Raw genomic sequence first — 16,649 nt, 5'->3', positions numbered from 1 at the left:
TTTGCCCAAAATAAATATGGGGGTGTAGGTGATATGTAATGAAACAAAAGAAGCTAACACCAAAACAACAAGCGTTTTCTGATTATTACATTGAGTTGGGGAATGCTACAGAAGCGTATTTAAAGGCTTATCCAAATGTGAAGAAGGAAGCAACAGCAAGAGCAAATGGAAGTAGATTGCTAACATATGCTAACATTTCTTCCTATATAGCCGAACGCATGGAAGAGTTGAAGTCGGAACGAGTCGCAGATCAACAAGAAATAATGGAAACATTAACAGCGGTTTTACGAGGTGAGGCAGATGGGGCGGCGTTAGTAGGTATGGGTATGGGAGAGCAATACATGAAAAAGGATATGAAACCGACCGTTGCTGAGCGTATCAAGGCTGCTGAATTAATTGGTAAACGCTATGCCTTGTGGACTGATAAACAACAAGTAGAAGGTGCTGTAAATGTAACGTTTATTGATGATATTGGTGATGAAGATGAAGCGTAAGTTATCTGAATTCCTTCCGAAAGCATTTCATCCAGTTTGGAGAGCCGCAGTAGCTGAAGAAATTTTAAACATCGTTTGCAAAGGTGGCCGTGGTTCTGGTAAGTCATCCGATATTGCACATATCATAGTTCAGTTACTCATGCGCTATGCAGTGAATGCAGTCGGGATCAGGAAGGTAGACAATACGATTGAACTCTCTATCTTTGAACAAATGAAGTGGGCCATATCAGAACAAGGCGTTTCCGATCTATTTAAAGTTAATAAGTCTCCAATGCGAATCACTTACATACCACGAGGCAATTACATGGTATTCCGTGGCGCTAAGGATCCTGAACGAATCAAGTCATTAAAGTCAGCAAACTTTCCCTTTGCTTTCGCCTGGGTAGAAGAATTAGCCGAATTCAAAACTGAAGATGAAGTGACGACCATCACCAACTCCTTGTTACGTGGAGAATTGAGCGATGGTCTTTTTTATAAGTTTTTCTTTAGTTATAACCCACCAAAGCGTAAACAATCATGGGTGAATAAGAAGTATGAGACATCATTCCAACCGTCAAATACGTTCGTGCATCACTCAACATACCTAGACAACCCATTTATCTCTAAACAGTTTGTAGCAGAGGCAGAAGCGACCAGGAAGCGAAGTCCTCAACGATATGACTGGGAGTATGGTGGGAAGGCAATCGGTTCTGGTGTTGTACCATTCGATAACTTGCTTGTCGAAGCAGGAAGCATCACAGATGAAATGGTGAAGACGTTTGATAATATCAGGCAAGGTCTAGACTTCGGGTATGGTCCAGATCCGTTTTCTTTTGTACGCTGGCATTACGATAAAAAGAAAAACGGCATCTATGCATTGGATGAACACTATGGACAAAAAATCAGTAATCGGAATGCAGCCAAGTGGATTAAGGGAAAGGGTTATGATACCGAAGAAATGACTGCGGACTCTGCGGAGCCAAAATCTATTGATGAACTGAAAATCGAACATGGTATTAGACGAATTAAAGGGGCTAAGAAGGGACCTGACAGTGTGCAATATGGGGAAGAATGGCTTGATGATTTAGATTTTATTTGCATCGACCCCACTCGAACACCAAACATCGCTAGGGAATTTGAGAACATCGATTACCAGACGGATCGTGATGGCAATCCGTTACCGAGATTAGAGGATAAGGACAATCATACGATTGATGCCACGCGTTATGCATTTGAAAGGGACATGAAACGGCCGTCTGTATCCGTGTTGAAATGAGGTGAGTAAATGCTAATAGAGGACCTGTATCGTGCACCTTGGCATGAAAGGATGGTGAGTGTCATAAGCGACATGGTAAATAACGTCATTACTGATGATGAAATACTAGTAAAAGAGATTCAAGATTGGGAGAAGAGTGAGACTCGAAAGAATATGCTTACTGGTGAACTCTATTACCGGAACAAAGCTGATATCCTTCAAAAAGAACAAAAGATTAAATGGAAATCGAATCAGAAGTTGGCACATGGCTTTGCGAAAAAGCTTGTAGACCAGAAGATTGGCTATCTACTTTCCAAAGAACCAACATTCGGTACTGAAAATAAAGCGTATAGTGGCATCATGACAGATACGTTTGATCGGGGCTTGCTGAAGAAAATTAAGAACGTGGGCAAGGAAGCGATCAACAAAGGAATTGCCTATCTCCATCCGTACTTTAACGAGCGGGGAGATCTATCCTTTACTAAGTTCCCATCTGAACAGATCATTCCGTTCTGGGCTGATAACGAACATATGGAAGTCCTGTCATTCTTACGTGTTTACGATGTAAGTATCTATATGAATGGGGATAAGGTTAAACAGAAGAAGGTTGAGTATTACCAATCAAAGGGCATTAAATTCTTCATCTTTGAAGCCGGAAAGCTAATACCTGATGTTCCTGCAGGCTTGGAACAGAACCATCATTTCACAATTAACGGGAAACCATATGTGTGGGAACGAATCCCATTAATACACTTTAAATATAACGAGGAAGAGCAACCTCTTGTGGATAGCATCAAGTCATTGGTGGACAACTACAACCTGCAGGCTTCAACGAATGCGGATATATTGGCAGACGTTCCGAAATTCATTTATAAACTTATAAACTATGGCGGGGTTGATCTTGCTGAGTTCATCAAAGATTTGAATGAATATATGGCCGTTAAGTTGGATGAAAATGGAGATGTAGACAAACTGCAGGCTGATATCCAGACAGAAGCCGTTGAAAAAGAGATTGATCGTAACCGTAATTCTATCTATGAGTTTGGACGCGGCGTTGATACAAGAGAGCAAGGCCTACGAGATGCTTCAGGAGTAGCCTTACGCTTTCGTTACAGCGATTTAGATATGGATTGTAACATTCTTGAATCGGAGTTCCAATCATCCATTGAGCACATGCTGTGGTTCATTAATCACCATTTACTTATGACAGGTAAAGGAGATTTTACGAAAGAGAAAGTCAATATCATTTTCAATCGTGACATTATCATTGCTGAAACAGAGGCAATTGACAATACTTCAAAATCAGTCGGTATTCTTGATGATAAGACCATTCGGGAAAATCATCCTTGGTATACAGAAGAAGTTGAAGCACGGCTGGAGGAGCAAAAGAAGGAACGCCAGAAGGAAATTGACGGGTATGAGGATGTGTTTCCGAAAGAAGTGAAGGTCGATGAATAAGTATTGGGAAAGTCGATCGGCGCAACGCGAAATGGAATCACAACTCATTGCAAGTAAGTTCTTGGCTCGAATGGATGAAAGTCTACGTGAAGCACAACAAGACATCCTACGGCAAATAGAAGCGTTCTACGGTCGTTATTCTAAAGAGAATGAAATAACACTTGCTGAAGCACGAAAATATCTCACAGCAAAAGAATTAAAAGATCTTATGAATATCGATTTAAAACGATTTAGAGAAATGTCACTATCCAGTAATCCTGAACACGACAGGCTGCTGAATGCTATAAGTTATCGTACCCGCATTTCTCGACTAGAGGCATTGAACCTGCAAATAGAAATGCGAATGATTGAAATGTACGGTGGTATGAATGGGTTGCAGGAATATACATATACAGGCCTTGGTGAGGTATATCAAAATTCATATTATCAATCGATGTTTGATCTTGCAAAGCAAGGAGCAATCGCAGGTACGGTAGCAGCGGTTTCTGATACGACAATGAAAGAATTCCTTACTTATAATTGGAGTGGAAAGGAATTTTCAAAACGTATTTGGGATCATCAATCTGGTGCGTTGCAGACGATAAAGAGAGAACTGGAAAAGAGTTTTGTATCTGGTCGATCCATGCAAAAGACGACAAAGGTAATTATGGATGCGACAGATGTAAGTAAATCAAAAGTTGAAGCGTTAGTTAGGACTGAATCAAACTTCTTCCATGGCCTGGCTGCACAAAACAGCTACATCGATGCTGGGATTGAAAAGTACGAGGTTTTAGCGACATTGGATAGTCGAACATCTACCATTTGTAGGGAACAGGACGGTAAAGTTTATGATGTGAAAGACTATGAGCCGGGGGTAACAGCGAATCCTTTTCATGTAAGATGTAGGTCCACGACCATTCCGTATTTTGATGAATCGGAATACATGCAGGATGAGAAAAGGCAATCGGCGGATGGGCTTATTGATTCTATGTCTTATGAAGAGTGGCATGAGAAGTATGTTGAAGATGATCTAGAAAGAGTAGCTACAGAGGAAATGATTCTGAACCGATCAACAGATAAGAATCAACATAAGAAATACAAGGACATACTTGGGGGAGATGCTCCTAGATCTTTTGCAGCCTTCCAAGAATTAAAGTATACTAAAGCTATAGAGTGGAGCAAACTTCAAGATAATTATTATGTAAAATCTAGATTAAGTAATGGATCGTTTGGTTCGGTAATAAACAAAGAGAAGCAATCACCGCATATGAAGTCAACGGTCATTGAAGGGAAAAGTTACTTTTTTGATGATGTAGATGTCCAAAAACTATTTGATAAATATGCAGGTACTGGAATTGTTGAAACTAATCGTACTGGAAGCCGTATTAATAAAGAGGTTATTCATGTCGATGAAATTATTGGTATTGCGGTTTCGAGAAATGAAGCATTCGAAACAAATAAATTTAAAATACATCACTCTAAAAAACGTACACATATTGTACCTATTAAAACTGATCAGGAGGTGTAAGGAGTGGATATATACTATGATTCAGGAACAAAAATCAGTGTATCCTTTGTTGATGGCCAAAGTCTGATTGGCATTGTTGACCACTGGACATCGCCAGCCGACAGCGATGAATTGATTCAGGAATTGACAATTATACCAACAGAAGGAACGCTTAAAGGTCAATTAGTTAACTTTAATGAAAAAGAAGTAAAAAAGATTGAATTCATTGAGTAAAGGCACTTTCAACCGTAACTGGTAGGGAGTGCTTTTTATGTTGCGATAAAAAAAGTTCATGAAAGTAGGTGATAACTTGGAGAACGAGAAAATGCTGGAAATCGCTATCCAAACTTTGTCGGCATTTGACCCTAAGGCCATTGAAACGGTTCAACTAGAAAGAACCAAGTATGATGATGGTTCTGTAGGTTATTCAGTAAATGTAACTTTTCCCGCCGAGGAAAAAGAGTTATAAGCAACAATTAAATCTCGTCTTTTTAGCATTTGTGGACGTTAACTACCAAAGCTGGTCGTGGACGTAACCACGTAAAATCATCGTAACCAAGGAGGAATCTATTTATGAAACGTGAATTTCTAGAAGGTTTGGGACTAGAAAAAGGGAAAATTGAATCCATTATGACTGAACATGGAAAAACAGTTGAATCTCATAAAGCGAAAAACGCTGATCTAACATCCAGCGTTGATGATCTACAAGGGCAACTGGACCAACGGGACAAGGACCTGAAGGATTTAAAGAAACAGGCTGAGGGCAGCGAAGATCTTCAAACAAAGCTTACTGATCTGCAAAAACAATATGACACAGATAAGGGTTTGTATGAAACAAAAATCAAAGAAACCCAGTTATCTAGTGCTTTGAAATTAGCGCTTGTAGGGAAGGTCCACGATGCAGATTATGCAATAAGCCAAATCGATAAAGAAAAAATTGAATTAGATAAAGACGGGAACGTCGCCAAAGGACTTGATGAGCAGATTAAAACCCTGCAAGAATCGAAGTCCTTTTTGTTTGTTCCAGAAAGCAATCCGGCTCCTGAATTTAAAGGAGCGAAACCAGCTGAGGGTAATCCACCAGGAACGCCACCTTCTAGTATTGGTGCAGGATTTGCACAGCAAGCCAATAAGCAAGCAGAACCAGTACAAAATACAATTTGGGGATAAGAGAGGAGATATATCATGTACGTAAAAAACTACGGAAAAGCAGAAGAAATCAATTTCCTAGCAAGTGCCAATGTCCAATCGTTCACGCATCAGATTAGCAACGTAGGGGTAACGGCAGATGCTAATGGCCGTAAAATCGTAAAGGCGGGTACGATCTATCCTAAGAACGATGCAACAGCAAAAGGTATCATCTACACGGATGTCGACGTCACAGAAGGACCACAGCCAGGTGCCGTTTTGGTTGAAGCTTATGTCCTTGAAGCACGTCTTCCGATTGCGCCATCTGAAGAAGCAAAAGAAGCTATGACAGAAATTAAATATCGATAAACGAATAGAAATGGAGACGATAATATGCCAAGCATTTTAGAACTATTTAATCAGAAGGATGTACTTAACTATTTAAAAGCTCGTGAATTCCCAGCACTTTTAGGCGAAACACTTTTCCCGGAAGTAAAAAAGCAATCTCTAGAATTCGACATGATTAAGGGTGGTAGCTCTTTGCCTGTAATTGCTTCTGTTCATGCGTTCGATACTGAAGCAGAAATCGGTAGCCGTGAAGCAAGTAAGATGGCTATAGAGCTTGCGTTTATTAAACGTAAATTGCAACTGAAAGAAAAAGATATCATTGCGATCGAAAGTCCTCGTAATGCTGCAGAGCAGGAATATTTGATGAAAGAAGTATTTAACGATGTGGATGTCCTTGTGGCTGGTGTAAAAGCACGTGTTGAAGCAATGCGTATGGAAGCATTGGCAAACGGAACTGTTACGCTTGACGAAAACGGTCTTGATATGACTGTTGATTACCAAGTGCCAGCTGAAAATAAAGAAGCACTTTCAGGTACAGGATTATGGACGAATCCTGATTCTGATCCGATAGAAGATCTTCTACGATGGGCTGACACGCTAGATGCAAAACCGACAAGAGCACTTACATCCAGTGCGGTATTGACAGCTCTATTGCGCCATCCTCGTATCATAGGGGCATTGTTTGGCAAAGACTCCATGCGAGTTGCTACACGTGCGGATTTAAACGCATTTATGCAGCAACATGAACTACCTGTTATTGGCACTTACAATAATCAGTATCGAAAGCAAAATGCGAATGGAACGTATACTAAACACCGTTACTTCCCAAATAACAAATTCGTTATGTTTGGTGATGGTACTTTAGGTGAAACGCTATATGGCCCAACACCAGAAGAAAATCGTTTAGTACGTGATCCTGCTGTTGAGGTAAATAATATTGGGAATGTACTTGCTATGGTATACGAGGAATCACTTGATCCAGTGAGTACGTGGACGAAAGCAGTTGCTACTGCAATTCCATCTTTCCCTGCTGCTGATGAAGTGTTCCAAGCACAACCTATTGCATAAGGAGGTACAATCATGAAAATAGTACAAGTTATTGATATCTCTGTCCGGTATAATGGCGTCACTTACCGGACAGGCGAATTTTTTGAAATGGAAGATGAACACGTAAATGAAACTCTGGTGAAGATTACCGGAGAAGTTGAGCAAGCCCCAAAGTCAATTGAAGAAATGACGGTTCCTGAATTAAAAGAGTATGCAGCTGAGAATGACATTGATTTCAAAGATGCCAAAAAGAAAGAAGAAATATTGGAAGCTATTCGAAATTTTGAAAATGACGAACCAGAAGGCAATGATCAAGAAGGTGATGAGTAATGTCTGTCATGCAATATTGGGATCCGGAGCAGAAGAAGACCATCACTGTATCTAAAGAGAATCCCTTACCTATTGGAGGGGGCGGAACAGGTGAACAAGGGCCACCGGGACCATCTGCTTATGAAATCGCTGTGGAAAATGGCTTCAGCGGCTCTGAACAGGAATGGTTAGATTCATTAAAAGGAAATAAAGGCGATCCCGGTGGTAGGGGACCTACAGGATCAGACGGCCCACCAGGTCAAAACGCTGAACCACAATTTACTCCTGAACAAGTTGATGCCTTACTCGCTCTAATTGAAGGCGACAGTGAGTAATTATGAACATAATCGATATTGTTAAAATGAAATTAACTGATCCGAAACCTTCTGATATTGAGTTAAACATGTACATCGAAGAAGTTGGCCAGTCAATAATGACTTATTGCAACAGAAGTGATATCCCTTCTGATTTGCGATACGTTCATGCAAATATGGTCATTGATTTAATTACAGGTGAAGAAAGAAAAGCGGATCCTGATAGTCAATCGTCTGTATCTGCCATAAAAGAGGGTGACATCCAAGTGACGTTCGGCTCTGCAAAGGTTGAATCGCGTGAAAGAGCTACTGAAAAATTAATCTTTGATTATTCGAAGCAACTGAACAGTTTTCGGAAGTTGAGGTGGTAGTATGAACATCCAAAGCATCATGGCGAAAGCTACTGGAGCAGTTGAGTTTATGTATGACAAAGAGGCTGAGATAAAACGTTATGAGGAAATAGTTAAGCAGAACGGTGCGGATGGGATGGAATGGATAACGAAACATTCTGACGTACCATGCCGTCTTTCAAGTTCGAAATTAGACAATACAGCGCAAGGTGAAGCGAACGCTATTAACTATGATGTAAAAATGTTTCTCTCTAGCCATATCGAGATTAGGGCGGGGGATATTCTCATCGTTAATGGTGAAAAGTACGAATCAACAAAAAAACCTTTTGTTTATGTATCTCATCAAGAGGTCCTACTTGAGTACAAAGGGTATGCATAATGGGATTTGAATTCAGTGAAGTATTTAATATCAAGGCAAATATTATTGAGTTGAATAAAGCTTCTCACGCCATTCATTTAAAAGTCGCAAAACGTGTCGCCCAACTTGCTATCCGGAAAGTAAAGAAGATGACTCCTGTTGATAATGGCGATCTTCGAAACAATTGGAAATATGATGTGATTAAAAAAGGTGATACGTATATCATCGTTATTTACAACCAACTAGAGTATGCATCATTCGTTGAGAAAGGTCACAGGATAGTTGTTGCGGGGAAAACTGTCGGATGGGTCGAAGGGCGTTTCATGCTTGAACTGACCGAAAATGAAATGGAAAAAATCGCTCCAAATATGTGGAAAATTGAAGTAGAGAAGGAGATGAGACGCATCTTTGGAAGCTGAATTGAAAACACTCATCATCCAACAAATTAAAGAAGTTTATGGAACATCAATGAAAGTGTATGACGAACCGGTTAGGCAGGGGCTGCAGACTCCTGCCTTTTTGGTGCTTATTGTTGAAGATGAGCAAGAAAGAAAGCTCGGGAGCTTGTCGGAGTGGGAGTACTTAATTAATGTAACGTACTTTCCAGAAGATGATCGGAACGCTTATACAGAAAATGATAGAGTCAGTCAAACCTTTAAAGAAAATTTCAGATATATAGGGAATACGTTCCATGTTAATAGATTAAAAGCTACCAAGTCCGATGGCACTTTGGTAATTTCATTTACCGTAAAGAAATTAGTAAAAGAAATCTTTAAAGAGACAAAAATGGAAGAATTACATTATGGAGGCGTGGCCAGTGAGTAAAGAAATGATAGATAAGGAAACAAAGCCAAGGAAACAAAAGAAATATAGTAAGAGTGCATTTATTGAAGCAGAGGACAGCTCGAACAAGAAAATATTACTCGGTGTAATTTTGGAAGACGAGAAAAGTTACACAAAAGAAGAAGTCAAGAAACTGGAAAAAGCATGGAAACATAAGGAGGTTAAAAAATAATGACAGGTGGACATTGGGAAACTCAAAATAAAGTGCGCCCTGGTGCATATATCAACTTCGAAACAAATGATTTAGCAGGTGCTGGGGTCGATTCTGCAGGTCCTGTTGCAATCCCTTTAGCCCTTGATTGGGGGAAACCTAAAGCATTTACAGAAGTTAGTCCGAATACGAACTTTATCGAACTCTTCGGGAAAAGTCTAAGTGAACTCATTCCTGTTCGTGAAGCGTTTAAAGGAACAAGTCAGGTGCTCATTTACAATTTAAGTGGAGAAGGAACAAAGGCTACAACGACAAGTGGAACGTTTGAAGCCACGGCTCTATACGGGGGCATTGAAGGCAATAAAATCACTGTCACAGTGTCTGTCGGTTTAGATGATGGGGCAACCGTTAAAACATTCTACGGATCTACTCAAATGGATGCCCAAACAGTGGAAAGTGCAGCTGAACTAGAAGCAAATGCTTTTGTAACGTTTAGCGGGGAGTTACCTGAAGAGGATGCCACTTTATCCTTATCAGGAGGCAGCACAACAGGTGCAACGAATGATTCATATGCTAGTTTTGCCGAAGGGTTAGACTCTCAATCCTTTAAGGTGGTGGCTGTAGGGACAGATGATGATTCTATCAAAACGCTATTTTCCGCAAAGGTGATTCATTGGAGAGAAGATGAAGGCAAAAACGTAACCTTCGTAACGAATAATTACAATGCTGCAGATCATGAAGGTGTGGTTTCAGTTAAAAACTCTGTCGTGCTTGATGGATATGAAGTGATTGAGGCAGAAAATGCAGTTTACTGGTACGCGGCTGCATATGCGACTGCAGATACTAATTCCTTAACATATACGGAGTATCCAGGAGCCATTGACTGTGAACGCTTGTCACATGAGGAGATTGTCAAAGCTCTAAAAGACGGTCACATTGTCTTTACATTCCAACAAGGTTTGGATGGCATTGATCGAATCGTTATCGAACAAGACATTAACACATTCAGAACGTTTACAGTAAAGAAAAACCAAGATTTTAGGAAAAACAAGATTATTCGCTCTATTGATATTCTAAGTGATAATGTGCAGCACATTTATTCACGTACCTTTATTGGGAAAGTGAATAACGATGAGGATGGCAGAAATTTATTTAAGGGGCAAGTAATGACCGCAGTATTAGACGGACTGGTTAGCCGAGGGGCGATTGAACCTTACGATCCAGATGAATTTATTGTGGAGCAAGGTAATGAGAAAGATGCCGTTCTAGCTCGATTGTCTATCAAGTTTAATGACGCGATGGAAAAACTATATATGACAGTTGAATGTAAATAATGGAGGTGGAGTAAATGGGTAGAATCATGCAAAACAGTGATGCGATTTCCGCGAAAGAAGGAACAGTATTTATCACGATTGATGGTACTGTGCATGAGTATGCAGAATTAGTTAAATTTGAAGCGCGTATCGATTACACAAAGGCAGATGTGAAATCGATAGGGAAAAGGATGAAAGGGAGTAAGATTGTAGGAGCAGAGGGGACAGGCTCCATGGAGATTCATTACCATCGACCAGAAATGCGCCGTATGGCCCTGCAATACCTGAAGACAGGTAAATCTCCAGTGATGGATGTCCAAGTTATTAATGCTGATATTACGTCAAGAGCAGGGAAACAAACAACGCTTATCAAAAATGTTGTTCCGGATGGGGCATTATTGGCGGCTCTTGACGGTGACAGCGAAGACTTACTAAAGGATGAGACTGATTTCACGTTCGATGATTTTGATTTCTTAAATCAATTTAAGGTTTTGAATAATTAATAGAAAATAACTGGAGGTTTTTTGAATGAGTAATTTTAATGCGTTTATGAAAGGTAATGTAAAAGAAGTAGAAAACGTCTCGTTGAAGCTTGATCGCTTTGATGAGAAGATTCTTTTACGCCCGCTTACTTCTGGTGAGGCTGATAAAATCAATGATAGGTGTTTCGTGAATAAGCCCGGAATCAAAGGGAGAATGGAACGTACCTTTGATGTTGTAAGATATAACCGAGGGGTTTGTACTGCCTCAATTATATATCCTGATTTAGACGATGCGGCTCTGCAAGAGTCTTACGGTGTGAGAGGTGCGGAGAATTTATATTCTATCCTATTCTTACTTGGTGAGGCTGCTCAAATTCTTGAAAAGGTCTCTGAGATCAGCGGTTTAGATACGACTATCGATGAAGATATAGAAGAAGCAAAAAACTAATTGGTGGGGGGAAAGATGAGGTAGACACTGAAGCGGTGTATGCCCACTATGCCCTCCACCGTTTACGAATTAGACCGCGTGAGTTTTTTGAAATGGACCGAAAAGAAAAAGCTTTCGTGATTGCTAGTATTCAGATACGTACCGACGAAGAGAAGGAGGAAGCAAAGCAAATTAAGAGGAAAAGATAGTAAATATTTCCACTCTTTATGGTGTTTTGGTAGAATAGTATAGAATACCTAAGGGGGTGCAGGATGAAAAAAACACTATTATTGTTACTTACATTATTATTGGTAATGACAGCATGTGATTCAAAAGCAGAAAGCGAAAACAAGAAGAAAACACCAGAGGGATCTAAGGAAGTTCTACTGGAAGAAAATCCAGAGGAATCAAAAGACCAAGCAATCGAGGTAGATAAAGGTATTTTAAATGTTGAAATCACATTACCACCTTCACTATTTGAAGGACAAGATATAGATGAGGTTATCGCAGAAGCAAAAAATGACGGTGTGAATGAAGTAAAACTTAATGATGATGGTTCTCTCACTTATAAAATGCCTAAAGCGAAACATAAAGAGATATTAAAAGAGTTGGAATCTAATTTGTTGGAATATGTGGATGACGTAAAAATTGATACTGAAGCCGCCTCTATCAAAGATATAACTCATAATAAGGACTTTTCGGAATTTACATTGGTTGTGGATCAAGAAGCATTTGAAGATAGTTTTGATGGGATTGCAGTATTTGGTCTTGCTATATCTGCTCTATTTTACCAAGCGTTTATAGGTGTGGATTCAGACGATTACAAAGTTACCGTTTTTTATAAAAACGTGGATACAGGAAATATCTTTAATACAGTAGTTTACCCTGATGCTTTTGAAGAATAGTTTCGGAATATAAGTACAACCATGTAAAAACACCCAACTGGGTGTTTTTTTCTGTTGTTTATAAGAAAGGTAGGTGAGAATATGTCAGGAGCACAAACAACGCTGGCGCTTCAGGATAAATTAACCGGGCCTCTTATGAAAATGATGAAGGCAATGGACAGTACGGTCAGAGTCATGGAGCAGATGGACGCGGCTACAAACAACTTAGACCAAAAAAGCTTGGCAAATGCACGTAAAAACATCACGAATGCTTCAGCAGATTTTGAACGCTTACGTTCATCAATGGACAACGCTGGCGGTAGTGCACAGAAGGCTGAAGAACAGCAGAACAAATTGAATGGGGCTGTCGAAAAGCTTACCTCTTCAACAAATGCCGGTAGCCTAGAATCTTCTCTTAATAATGTGGGGACTAGCGCTGGGAAAGCGGCGGAACAGCAAAATAAGCTAAATGCAGCAGTGAACAGCAGCCCTTCACCTGCTAAAACGCAAGGTCTGGCTAAGGCTATGGATACAGCTGCTTCAAGCGCGGAGAAGGCGACTAAAGGGCAAGATCAGTTTAACAAAACTTTGAACGCAATGAAGCCACCTACAATATTAGAGCGCATACGAAACCTGTTTAAGAATATGGGTAATGAGACTGATACAGCGACAACAAAACAATCAAAATTTAATGCAGTTATGCAGCAACTTCGACCATCGTCTATCTTGGAGCGTTTAAGGAACATCATGAAAAGTGCTGGGGATAGTGCGGACAAAGCAGCGAGTCAGCAAGATAAATTTAATCAATCTGTAAATTCAGGGCTACCAGGAATTAAAAGTCTTGCTACAGGACTGTTAGGTGTAGTTGGGGCCTATAAAGCTTTCGGTGCGGCCAAGAACTTTTTGGGAAATATGTTTTCACAAGGAATACAGTTCCAGGCATTAAAGCAGTCATCACAATCGGCATTCACAACCTTCCTAGGAGATGCCAAAAAAGCAAAAGCATATATGGATGATATGTATGCATTTGCTTTGAAGACGCCTTTTGCATATCCTGATTTACTCTCGTCAAGCAGAAATTTGATTGCATTTGGAATTGAAGCGGAAAATACTTTCCCGATAATGCAGGCAGTGGGTGATGCAGTAGCCTCTGTAGGAGGGAGTAATGCCGATATCGCGGACGCAGCAGACATATTCGGTATGATCCAGGCTCAAGGAAGAATCACGGGGATGGAAGTAAATCGTTTAGCTCGCTTTGGAGTAGACAGTTATAAAATGCTAGGCGAAGCTGCAGGTGTTTCCGCTGAAGAAATGAAAAAACAAATATCCTCAGGGGCAATTGGAGCAGGACAGGCTATCGATGGTTTAGTTAAAGGCATGAACAAGCAGTTTAAGGGCGGAATGGCTGGCGTTAAAGGTACAATATTAGGTGCATTTGACTCCTTTAAGTCATCAATCAGAAATGCTGGAGACAAAATGATGGAAAGCTACATTGAACCCTTAACAAAAGGTATCGGTGTCGTAACTGATTTAATCAAAAAAATTCCCGTCTATATTGGTCCTGCCGTAGCAGCTTTCCTTCCTTTAATCGATATGTTCAACGAAACGTTCGCCGGAAATCGCTTTGATGGTATTTTCGCAGCTGTCGGTGCTTCGATAACGTTAATTGCTCATATTTTATCACGGTTTGGACAAACAGCTTTGTGGGTGGCCGGAATTTTTGCAGATAACTGGTCATGGATTGCACCCATCTTAACTGTCATGGGATCTATGCTTGCAGCTCTTGTCGCAATGCTAGCTGTGCAGTACACAATATTAGGTCTTATTCGATTAGCAACGTTAGCATGGGCTGCCGTACAGTGGCTTGTAAATAAAGCTTATTTCTCTAATCCAATTGTATGGATTTTACTTATCATTGTCGGAGTTATCGCACTCGTTATCTATGCCATGGTCGCTTGGAGTGATCAAACCGCAATTGCTATAGGTGCAATCGTTGGCTCACTCTATTGGCTAGGAGCAGTTTTCTACAACGTTCTTATAGGGATCGCCAATTTCGGCATTATGGTTGCAGAATGGTTCGTAAATACATGGCATCAAGCAGTATATATAGTTCAATTGGGGTGGATTGGACTAAAGTTACTAACCTTTATGGTACTCGACGCTATAGGGAATTATGCTTTAGCGGTAGCAGAGTGGTTCATAAATGCGTGGAGCCAATCAATCTATAACGTTCAGATGAGTTGGATAGCGTTAAACCTTCTTACTCGGATGGTACTAGACGCAATAGTAAATGCAGGCATAAAAGCAGCTGAATGGTTTGCAAATACGTGGAATGATGGCGTGTATGACGTCCAAAAGGCTTTTTATCAAATGGGAACGTTTGTTACTTCTATAGCGAGCGGAGTCGCAAGTGCCTCCGTTGGAATGGTGAACGCTGCACTAAGTTCTATTTCGAATTTAATCAATTCAGTGGCATCAGGGATTAATTCTTTGATAGGCATGATTAATAATATACCTGGCGTGAACATTAGTACGATTGGTACCGTAGATTTAAAGTTGGGTGGAGGAGTTTCAGACTTTGCTGCTAATATCGGGAAAAGTCTCGCAGCCCCTGTAAAGGCGGCTAATGTGAGTTTAGGAAAAATGAACACTGCCGGAGCGTATGCGAATAGCGTAACAATGCCCACAGCGCCAAAATCAACAAATCTAGGCAGGTTAGATTCAGCAGGAAACTATGCTAAAAATATCACCATGCCATCGGCACCGCAAAAAGCTTCTTTTGATCGCTTAGAGTACAAAAACACAACTGCTGCTTATGGTAAAGGGTTTGCCACAGGAGCGAAGGCTTCAATGAAAGCTTCAGAAAAGTTAACGGGGGCCGTCGATAAAGTAACAGGGCTATTCAGCGCTAAAGATCAACCTGGTCCACCTAGTGCTGATGATTTTAAAATTGGGGATTTCGATCCCACCCTTGGTGGAGCAACCGCACCAGGAGGAGCGGATAAAAAAGCCCCAGGAAGTGGTGGCAAAAAGGCTCCTGGTGCAGCAGGGAAGAAAGGGAATAACCCGACTGGTGGAAAATTAGATTCTGTCGGTAAAATCGATGATGAAATCAATATCGCAGATGAAGATTTGAAAATGCTTCGTGAATTAGCGGATATACGATCTATCCAGAATTTTGTTACGCTTACTCCACAAGTCTCGTTTTCGGGAGATATGACAGTAAGAGAAGAAGCTGATATTGATAAGATAATCCGTAAAATTGAAAAAATGCTCGAAGAAGAAATTTCAAGAAGTGCAAAGGGGGTTTATCCGTGATGTACGGTATCTATTTAAGCGTAAATAACGACTCAGAGGGATTCCGTCTCCCGGTAAACCCTGAGAAAGTGAGTGTCTCAAGAGCAGGAGACGGTGAGCAATTTAAAATTGCTAAGCTAGGTAGTGTGAACATACCGAAAGATGTTGAATTGAAGGAGTTTGAACTTGAATCTTTCTTCCCGTCTCAAAAATATCACTTCCTAGTTTCTGAATTCAAGCAACCGAAGTATTACATTCAAAAACTTGAACGTTGGCAAGAAAAGAAATTACCAGTTCGTTATGTGTATGTAAATGGTTCCTTTGTTATTAACGAGTTGGTTACCATTGAATCCTTTGAATATGATGAGTCTTTCGGCATTAAAGATGTAAACTACTCATTAAGTTTGTTAAAATACGTGGCTTTTGGTCCGAAGAAGATGAAAGTGGCTTTACCTCCAAAGCCTAAACCGTCACCAAAACCAAAGCCAGCCCCGAAACCAAAAGTAGTGAAGAAAAAAGCCCCACCACGGCAGAATACAAAAGCACAGCCGAAAACATATTCTCTTGTGAAAGGCGATAGTCTTTGGAAAGTAGCCCAAAAATTCACGGGTAAAGGTACCAACTATCCAGCGCTACAAAAACTAAATGGTATCAAAAATAGTCAAATAACCCGTTTGCCTATCGGATTAAAATTGAAAATACCTCCTAATTGGACAAAGAAATGAG

The 16,649-nt window shown here is 40.4% G+C and carries 22 protein-coding genes; all 22 read left to right on the top strand.

What is annotated here, in order from left to right; genetic code table 11:
* Nucleotides 1-38: 38 nt before the first annotated feature.
* Nucleotides 39-494: a terminase small subunit gene (locus tag MHB53_RS03540; RefSeq protein ID WP_340915767.1), complete on the top strand. Its 456-nt coding sequence runs from the start codon at nucleotides 39-41 to the stop codon at nucleotides 492-494.
* The gene (locus tag MHB53_RS03535) at nucleotides 478-1,749 is read left to right on the top strand and encodes a PBSX family phage terminase large subunit (RefSeq protein WP_340915766.1); all 1,272 of its coding nucleotides are present in this window, start codon (nucleotides 478-480) and stop codon (nucleotides 1,747-1,749) included. Before MHB53_RS03540 ends, MHB53_RS03535 begins: the two co-directional genes overlap by 17 nt.
* Before the next feature lie 9 nt (nucleotides 1,750-1,758).
* Nucleotides 1,759-3,186 carry a phage portal protein gene (locus tag MHB53_RS03530; RefSeq protein WP_340915765.1) on the top strand — a complete coding sequence of 476 codons (1,428 nt, stop codon included), beginning with the start codon at nucleotides 1,759-1,761 and terminating at the stop codon, nucleotides 3,184-3,186.
* On the top strand, nucleotides 3,179-4,693 hold the full coding sequence (locus MHB53_RS03525) for a minor capsid protein (protein ID WP_340915764.1): 1,515 nt from the start codon (nucleotides 3,179-3,181) through the stop codon (nucleotides 4,691-4,693). Before MHB53_RS03530 ends, MHB53_RS03525 begins: the two co-directional genes overlap by 8 nt.
* Before the next feature lie 3 nt (nucleotides 4,694-4,696).
* On the top strand, nucleotides 4,697-4,906 hold the full coding sequence (locus tag MHB53_RS03520; protein WP_340915763.1) for a hypothetical protein: 210 nt from the start codon (nucleotides 4,697-4,699) through the stop codon (nucleotides 4,904-4,906).
* A gap of 76 nt (nucleotides 4,907-4,982) precedes the next feature.
* Nucleotides 4,983-5,141, top strand: coding sequence for a hypothetical protein (locus tag MHB53_RS03515; protein ID WP_340915762.1), 159 nt, complete (start codon nucleotides 4,983-4,985; stop codon nucleotides 5,139-5,141).
* 104 nt (nucleotides 5,142-5,245) lie between these two features.
* Nucleotides 5,246-5,842, top strand: coding sequence for a phage scaffolding protein (locus MHB53_RS03510; protein ID WP_340915761.1), 597 nt, complete (start codon nucleotides 5,246-5,248; stop codon nucleotides 5,840-5,842).
* 15 nt (nucleotides 5,843-5,857) lie between these two features.
* On the top strand, nucleotides 5,858-6,169 hold the full coding sequence (locus MHB53_RS03505; protein ID WP_340915760.1) for a hypothetical protein: 312 nt from the start codon (nucleotides 5,858-5,860) through the stop codon (nucleotides 6,167-6,169).
* Nucleotides 6,170-6,193: 24 nt separating this feature from the next.
* Nucleotides 6,194-7,216, top strand: coding sequence for a major capsid protein (locus tag MHB53_RS03500; protein ID WP_340915759.1), 1,023 nt, complete (start codon nucleotides 6,194-6,196; stop codon nucleotides 7,214-7,216).
* Nucleotides 7,217-7,228: 12 nt separating this feature from the next.
* A complete protein-coding gene (locus MHB53_RS03495; RefSeq protein WP_340915758.1) occupies nucleotides 7,229-7,525 on the top strand; it encodes a hypothetical protein in 297 nt (98 codons plus the stop codon).
* A complete protein-coding gene (locus MHB53_RS03490) occupies nucleotides 7,525-7,839 on the top strand; it encodes a hypothetical protein (protein ID WP_340915757.1) in 315 nt (104 codons plus the stop codon). Before MHB53_RS03495 ends, MHB53_RS03490 begins: the two co-directional genes overlap by 1 nt.
* Nucleotides 7,840-7,841: 2 nt before the next feature.
* Nucleotides 7,842-8,189 (top strand): hypothetical protein, encoded by a 348-nt coding sequence (locus tag MHB53_RS03485; RefSeq protein ID WP_340915756.1) that lies wholly within the window; start codon nucleotides 7,842-7,844, stop codon nucleotides 8,187-8,189.
* Between the two features lies 1 nt (nucleotide 8,190).
* The gene (locus tag MHB53_RS03480) at nucleotides 8,191-8,547 is read left to right on the top strand and encodes a hypothetical protein (RefSeq protein ID WP_340915755.1); all 357 of its coding nucleotides are present in this window, start codon (nucleotides 8,191-8,193) and stop codon (nucleotides 8,545-8,547) included.
* On the top strand, nucleotides 8,547-8,945 hold the full coding sequence (locus tag MHB53_RS03475) for an HK97 gp10 family phage protein (protein WP_340915754.1): 399 nt from the start codon (nucleotides 8,547-8,549) through the stop codon (nucleotides 8,943-8,945). The genes MHB53_RS03480 and MHB53_RS03475 overlap by 1 nt, the downstream gene beginning before the upstream one ends.
* The gene (locus MHB53_RS03470) at nucleotides 8,935-9,351 is read left to right on the top strand and encodes a phage tail terminator family protein (RefSeq protein WP_340915753.1); all 417 of its coding nucleotides are present in this window, start codon (nucleotides 8,935-8,937) and stop codon (nucleotides 9,349-9,351) included. The genes MHB53_RS03475 and MHB53_RS03470 overlap by 11 nt, the downstream gene beginning before the upstream one ends.
* The gene (locus tag MHB53_RS03465) at nucleotides 9,344-9,541 is read left to right on the top strand and encodes a hypothetical protein (RefSeq protein ID WP_340915752.1); all 198 of its coding nucleotides are present in this window, start codon (nucleotides 9,344-9,346) and stop codon (nucleotides 9,539-9,541) included. Before MHB53_RS03470 ends, MHB53_RS03465 begins: the two co-directional genes overlap by 8 nt.
* On the top strand, nucleotides 9,541-10,854 hold the full coding sequence (locus MHB53_RS03460) for a phage tail sheath subtilisin-like domain-containing protein (RefSeq protein ID WP_340915751.1): 1,314 nt from the start codon (nucleotides 9,541-9,543) through the stop codon (nucleotides 10,852-10,854). Before MHB53_RS03465 ends, MHB53_RS03460 begins: the two co-directional genes overlap by 1 nt.
* A gap of 14 nt (nucleotides 10,855-10,868) precedes the next feature.
* The gene (locus MHB53_RS03455) at nucleotides 10,869-11,336 is read left to right on the top strand and encodes a phage tail tube protein (RefSeq protein WP_340915750.1); all 468 of its coding nucleotides are present in this window, start codon (nucleotides 10,869-10,871) and stop codon (nucleotides 11,334-11,336) included.
* Between the two features lie 25 nt (nucleotides 11,337-11,361).
* Nucleotides 11,362-11,763: a phage tail assembly chaperone gene (locus MHB53_RS03450; RefSeq protein ID WP_340915749.1), complete on the top strand. Its 402-nt coding sequence runs from the start codon at nucleotides 11,362-11,364 to the stop codon at nucleotides 11,761-11,763.
* A 251-nt stretch (nucleotides 11,764-12,014) separates the two neighbouring features.
* The gene (locus MHB53_RS03445) at nucleotides 12,015-12,647 is read left to right on the top strand and encodes a hypothetical protein (protein WP_340915748.1); all 633 of its coding nucleotides are present in this window, start codon (nucleotides 12,015-12,017) and stop codon (nucleotides 12,645-12,647) included.
* A gap of 54 nt (nucleotides 12,648-12,701) precedes the next feature.
* Nucleotides 12,702-15,944 (top strand): tape measure protein, encoded by a 3,243-nt coding sequence (locus tag MHB53_RS03440; protein ID WP_340915747.1) that lies wholly within the window; start codon nucleotides 12,702-12,704, stop codon nucleotides 15,942-15,944.
* On the top strand, nucleotides 15,944-16,648 hold the full coding sequence (locus tag MHB53_RS03435) for a LysM peptidoglycan-binding domain-containing protein (protein ID WP_340924451.1): 705 nt from the start codon (nucleotides 15,944-15,946) through the stop codon (nucleotides 16,646-16,648). The genes MHB53_RS03440 and MHB53_RS03435 overlap by 1 nt, the downstream gene beginning before the upstream one ends.
* The last annotated feature ends 1 nt before the right edge of the window (nucleotide 16,649 follow it).

This window comes from Bacillus sp. FSL K6-3431 (assembly GCF_038002605.1).
Taxonomy (GTDB): Bacteria; Bacillota; Bacilli; order Bacillales; family Bacillaceae_C; genus Lederbergia.
This window is presented reverse-complemented; position numbering and strand designations above follow the sequence as displayed.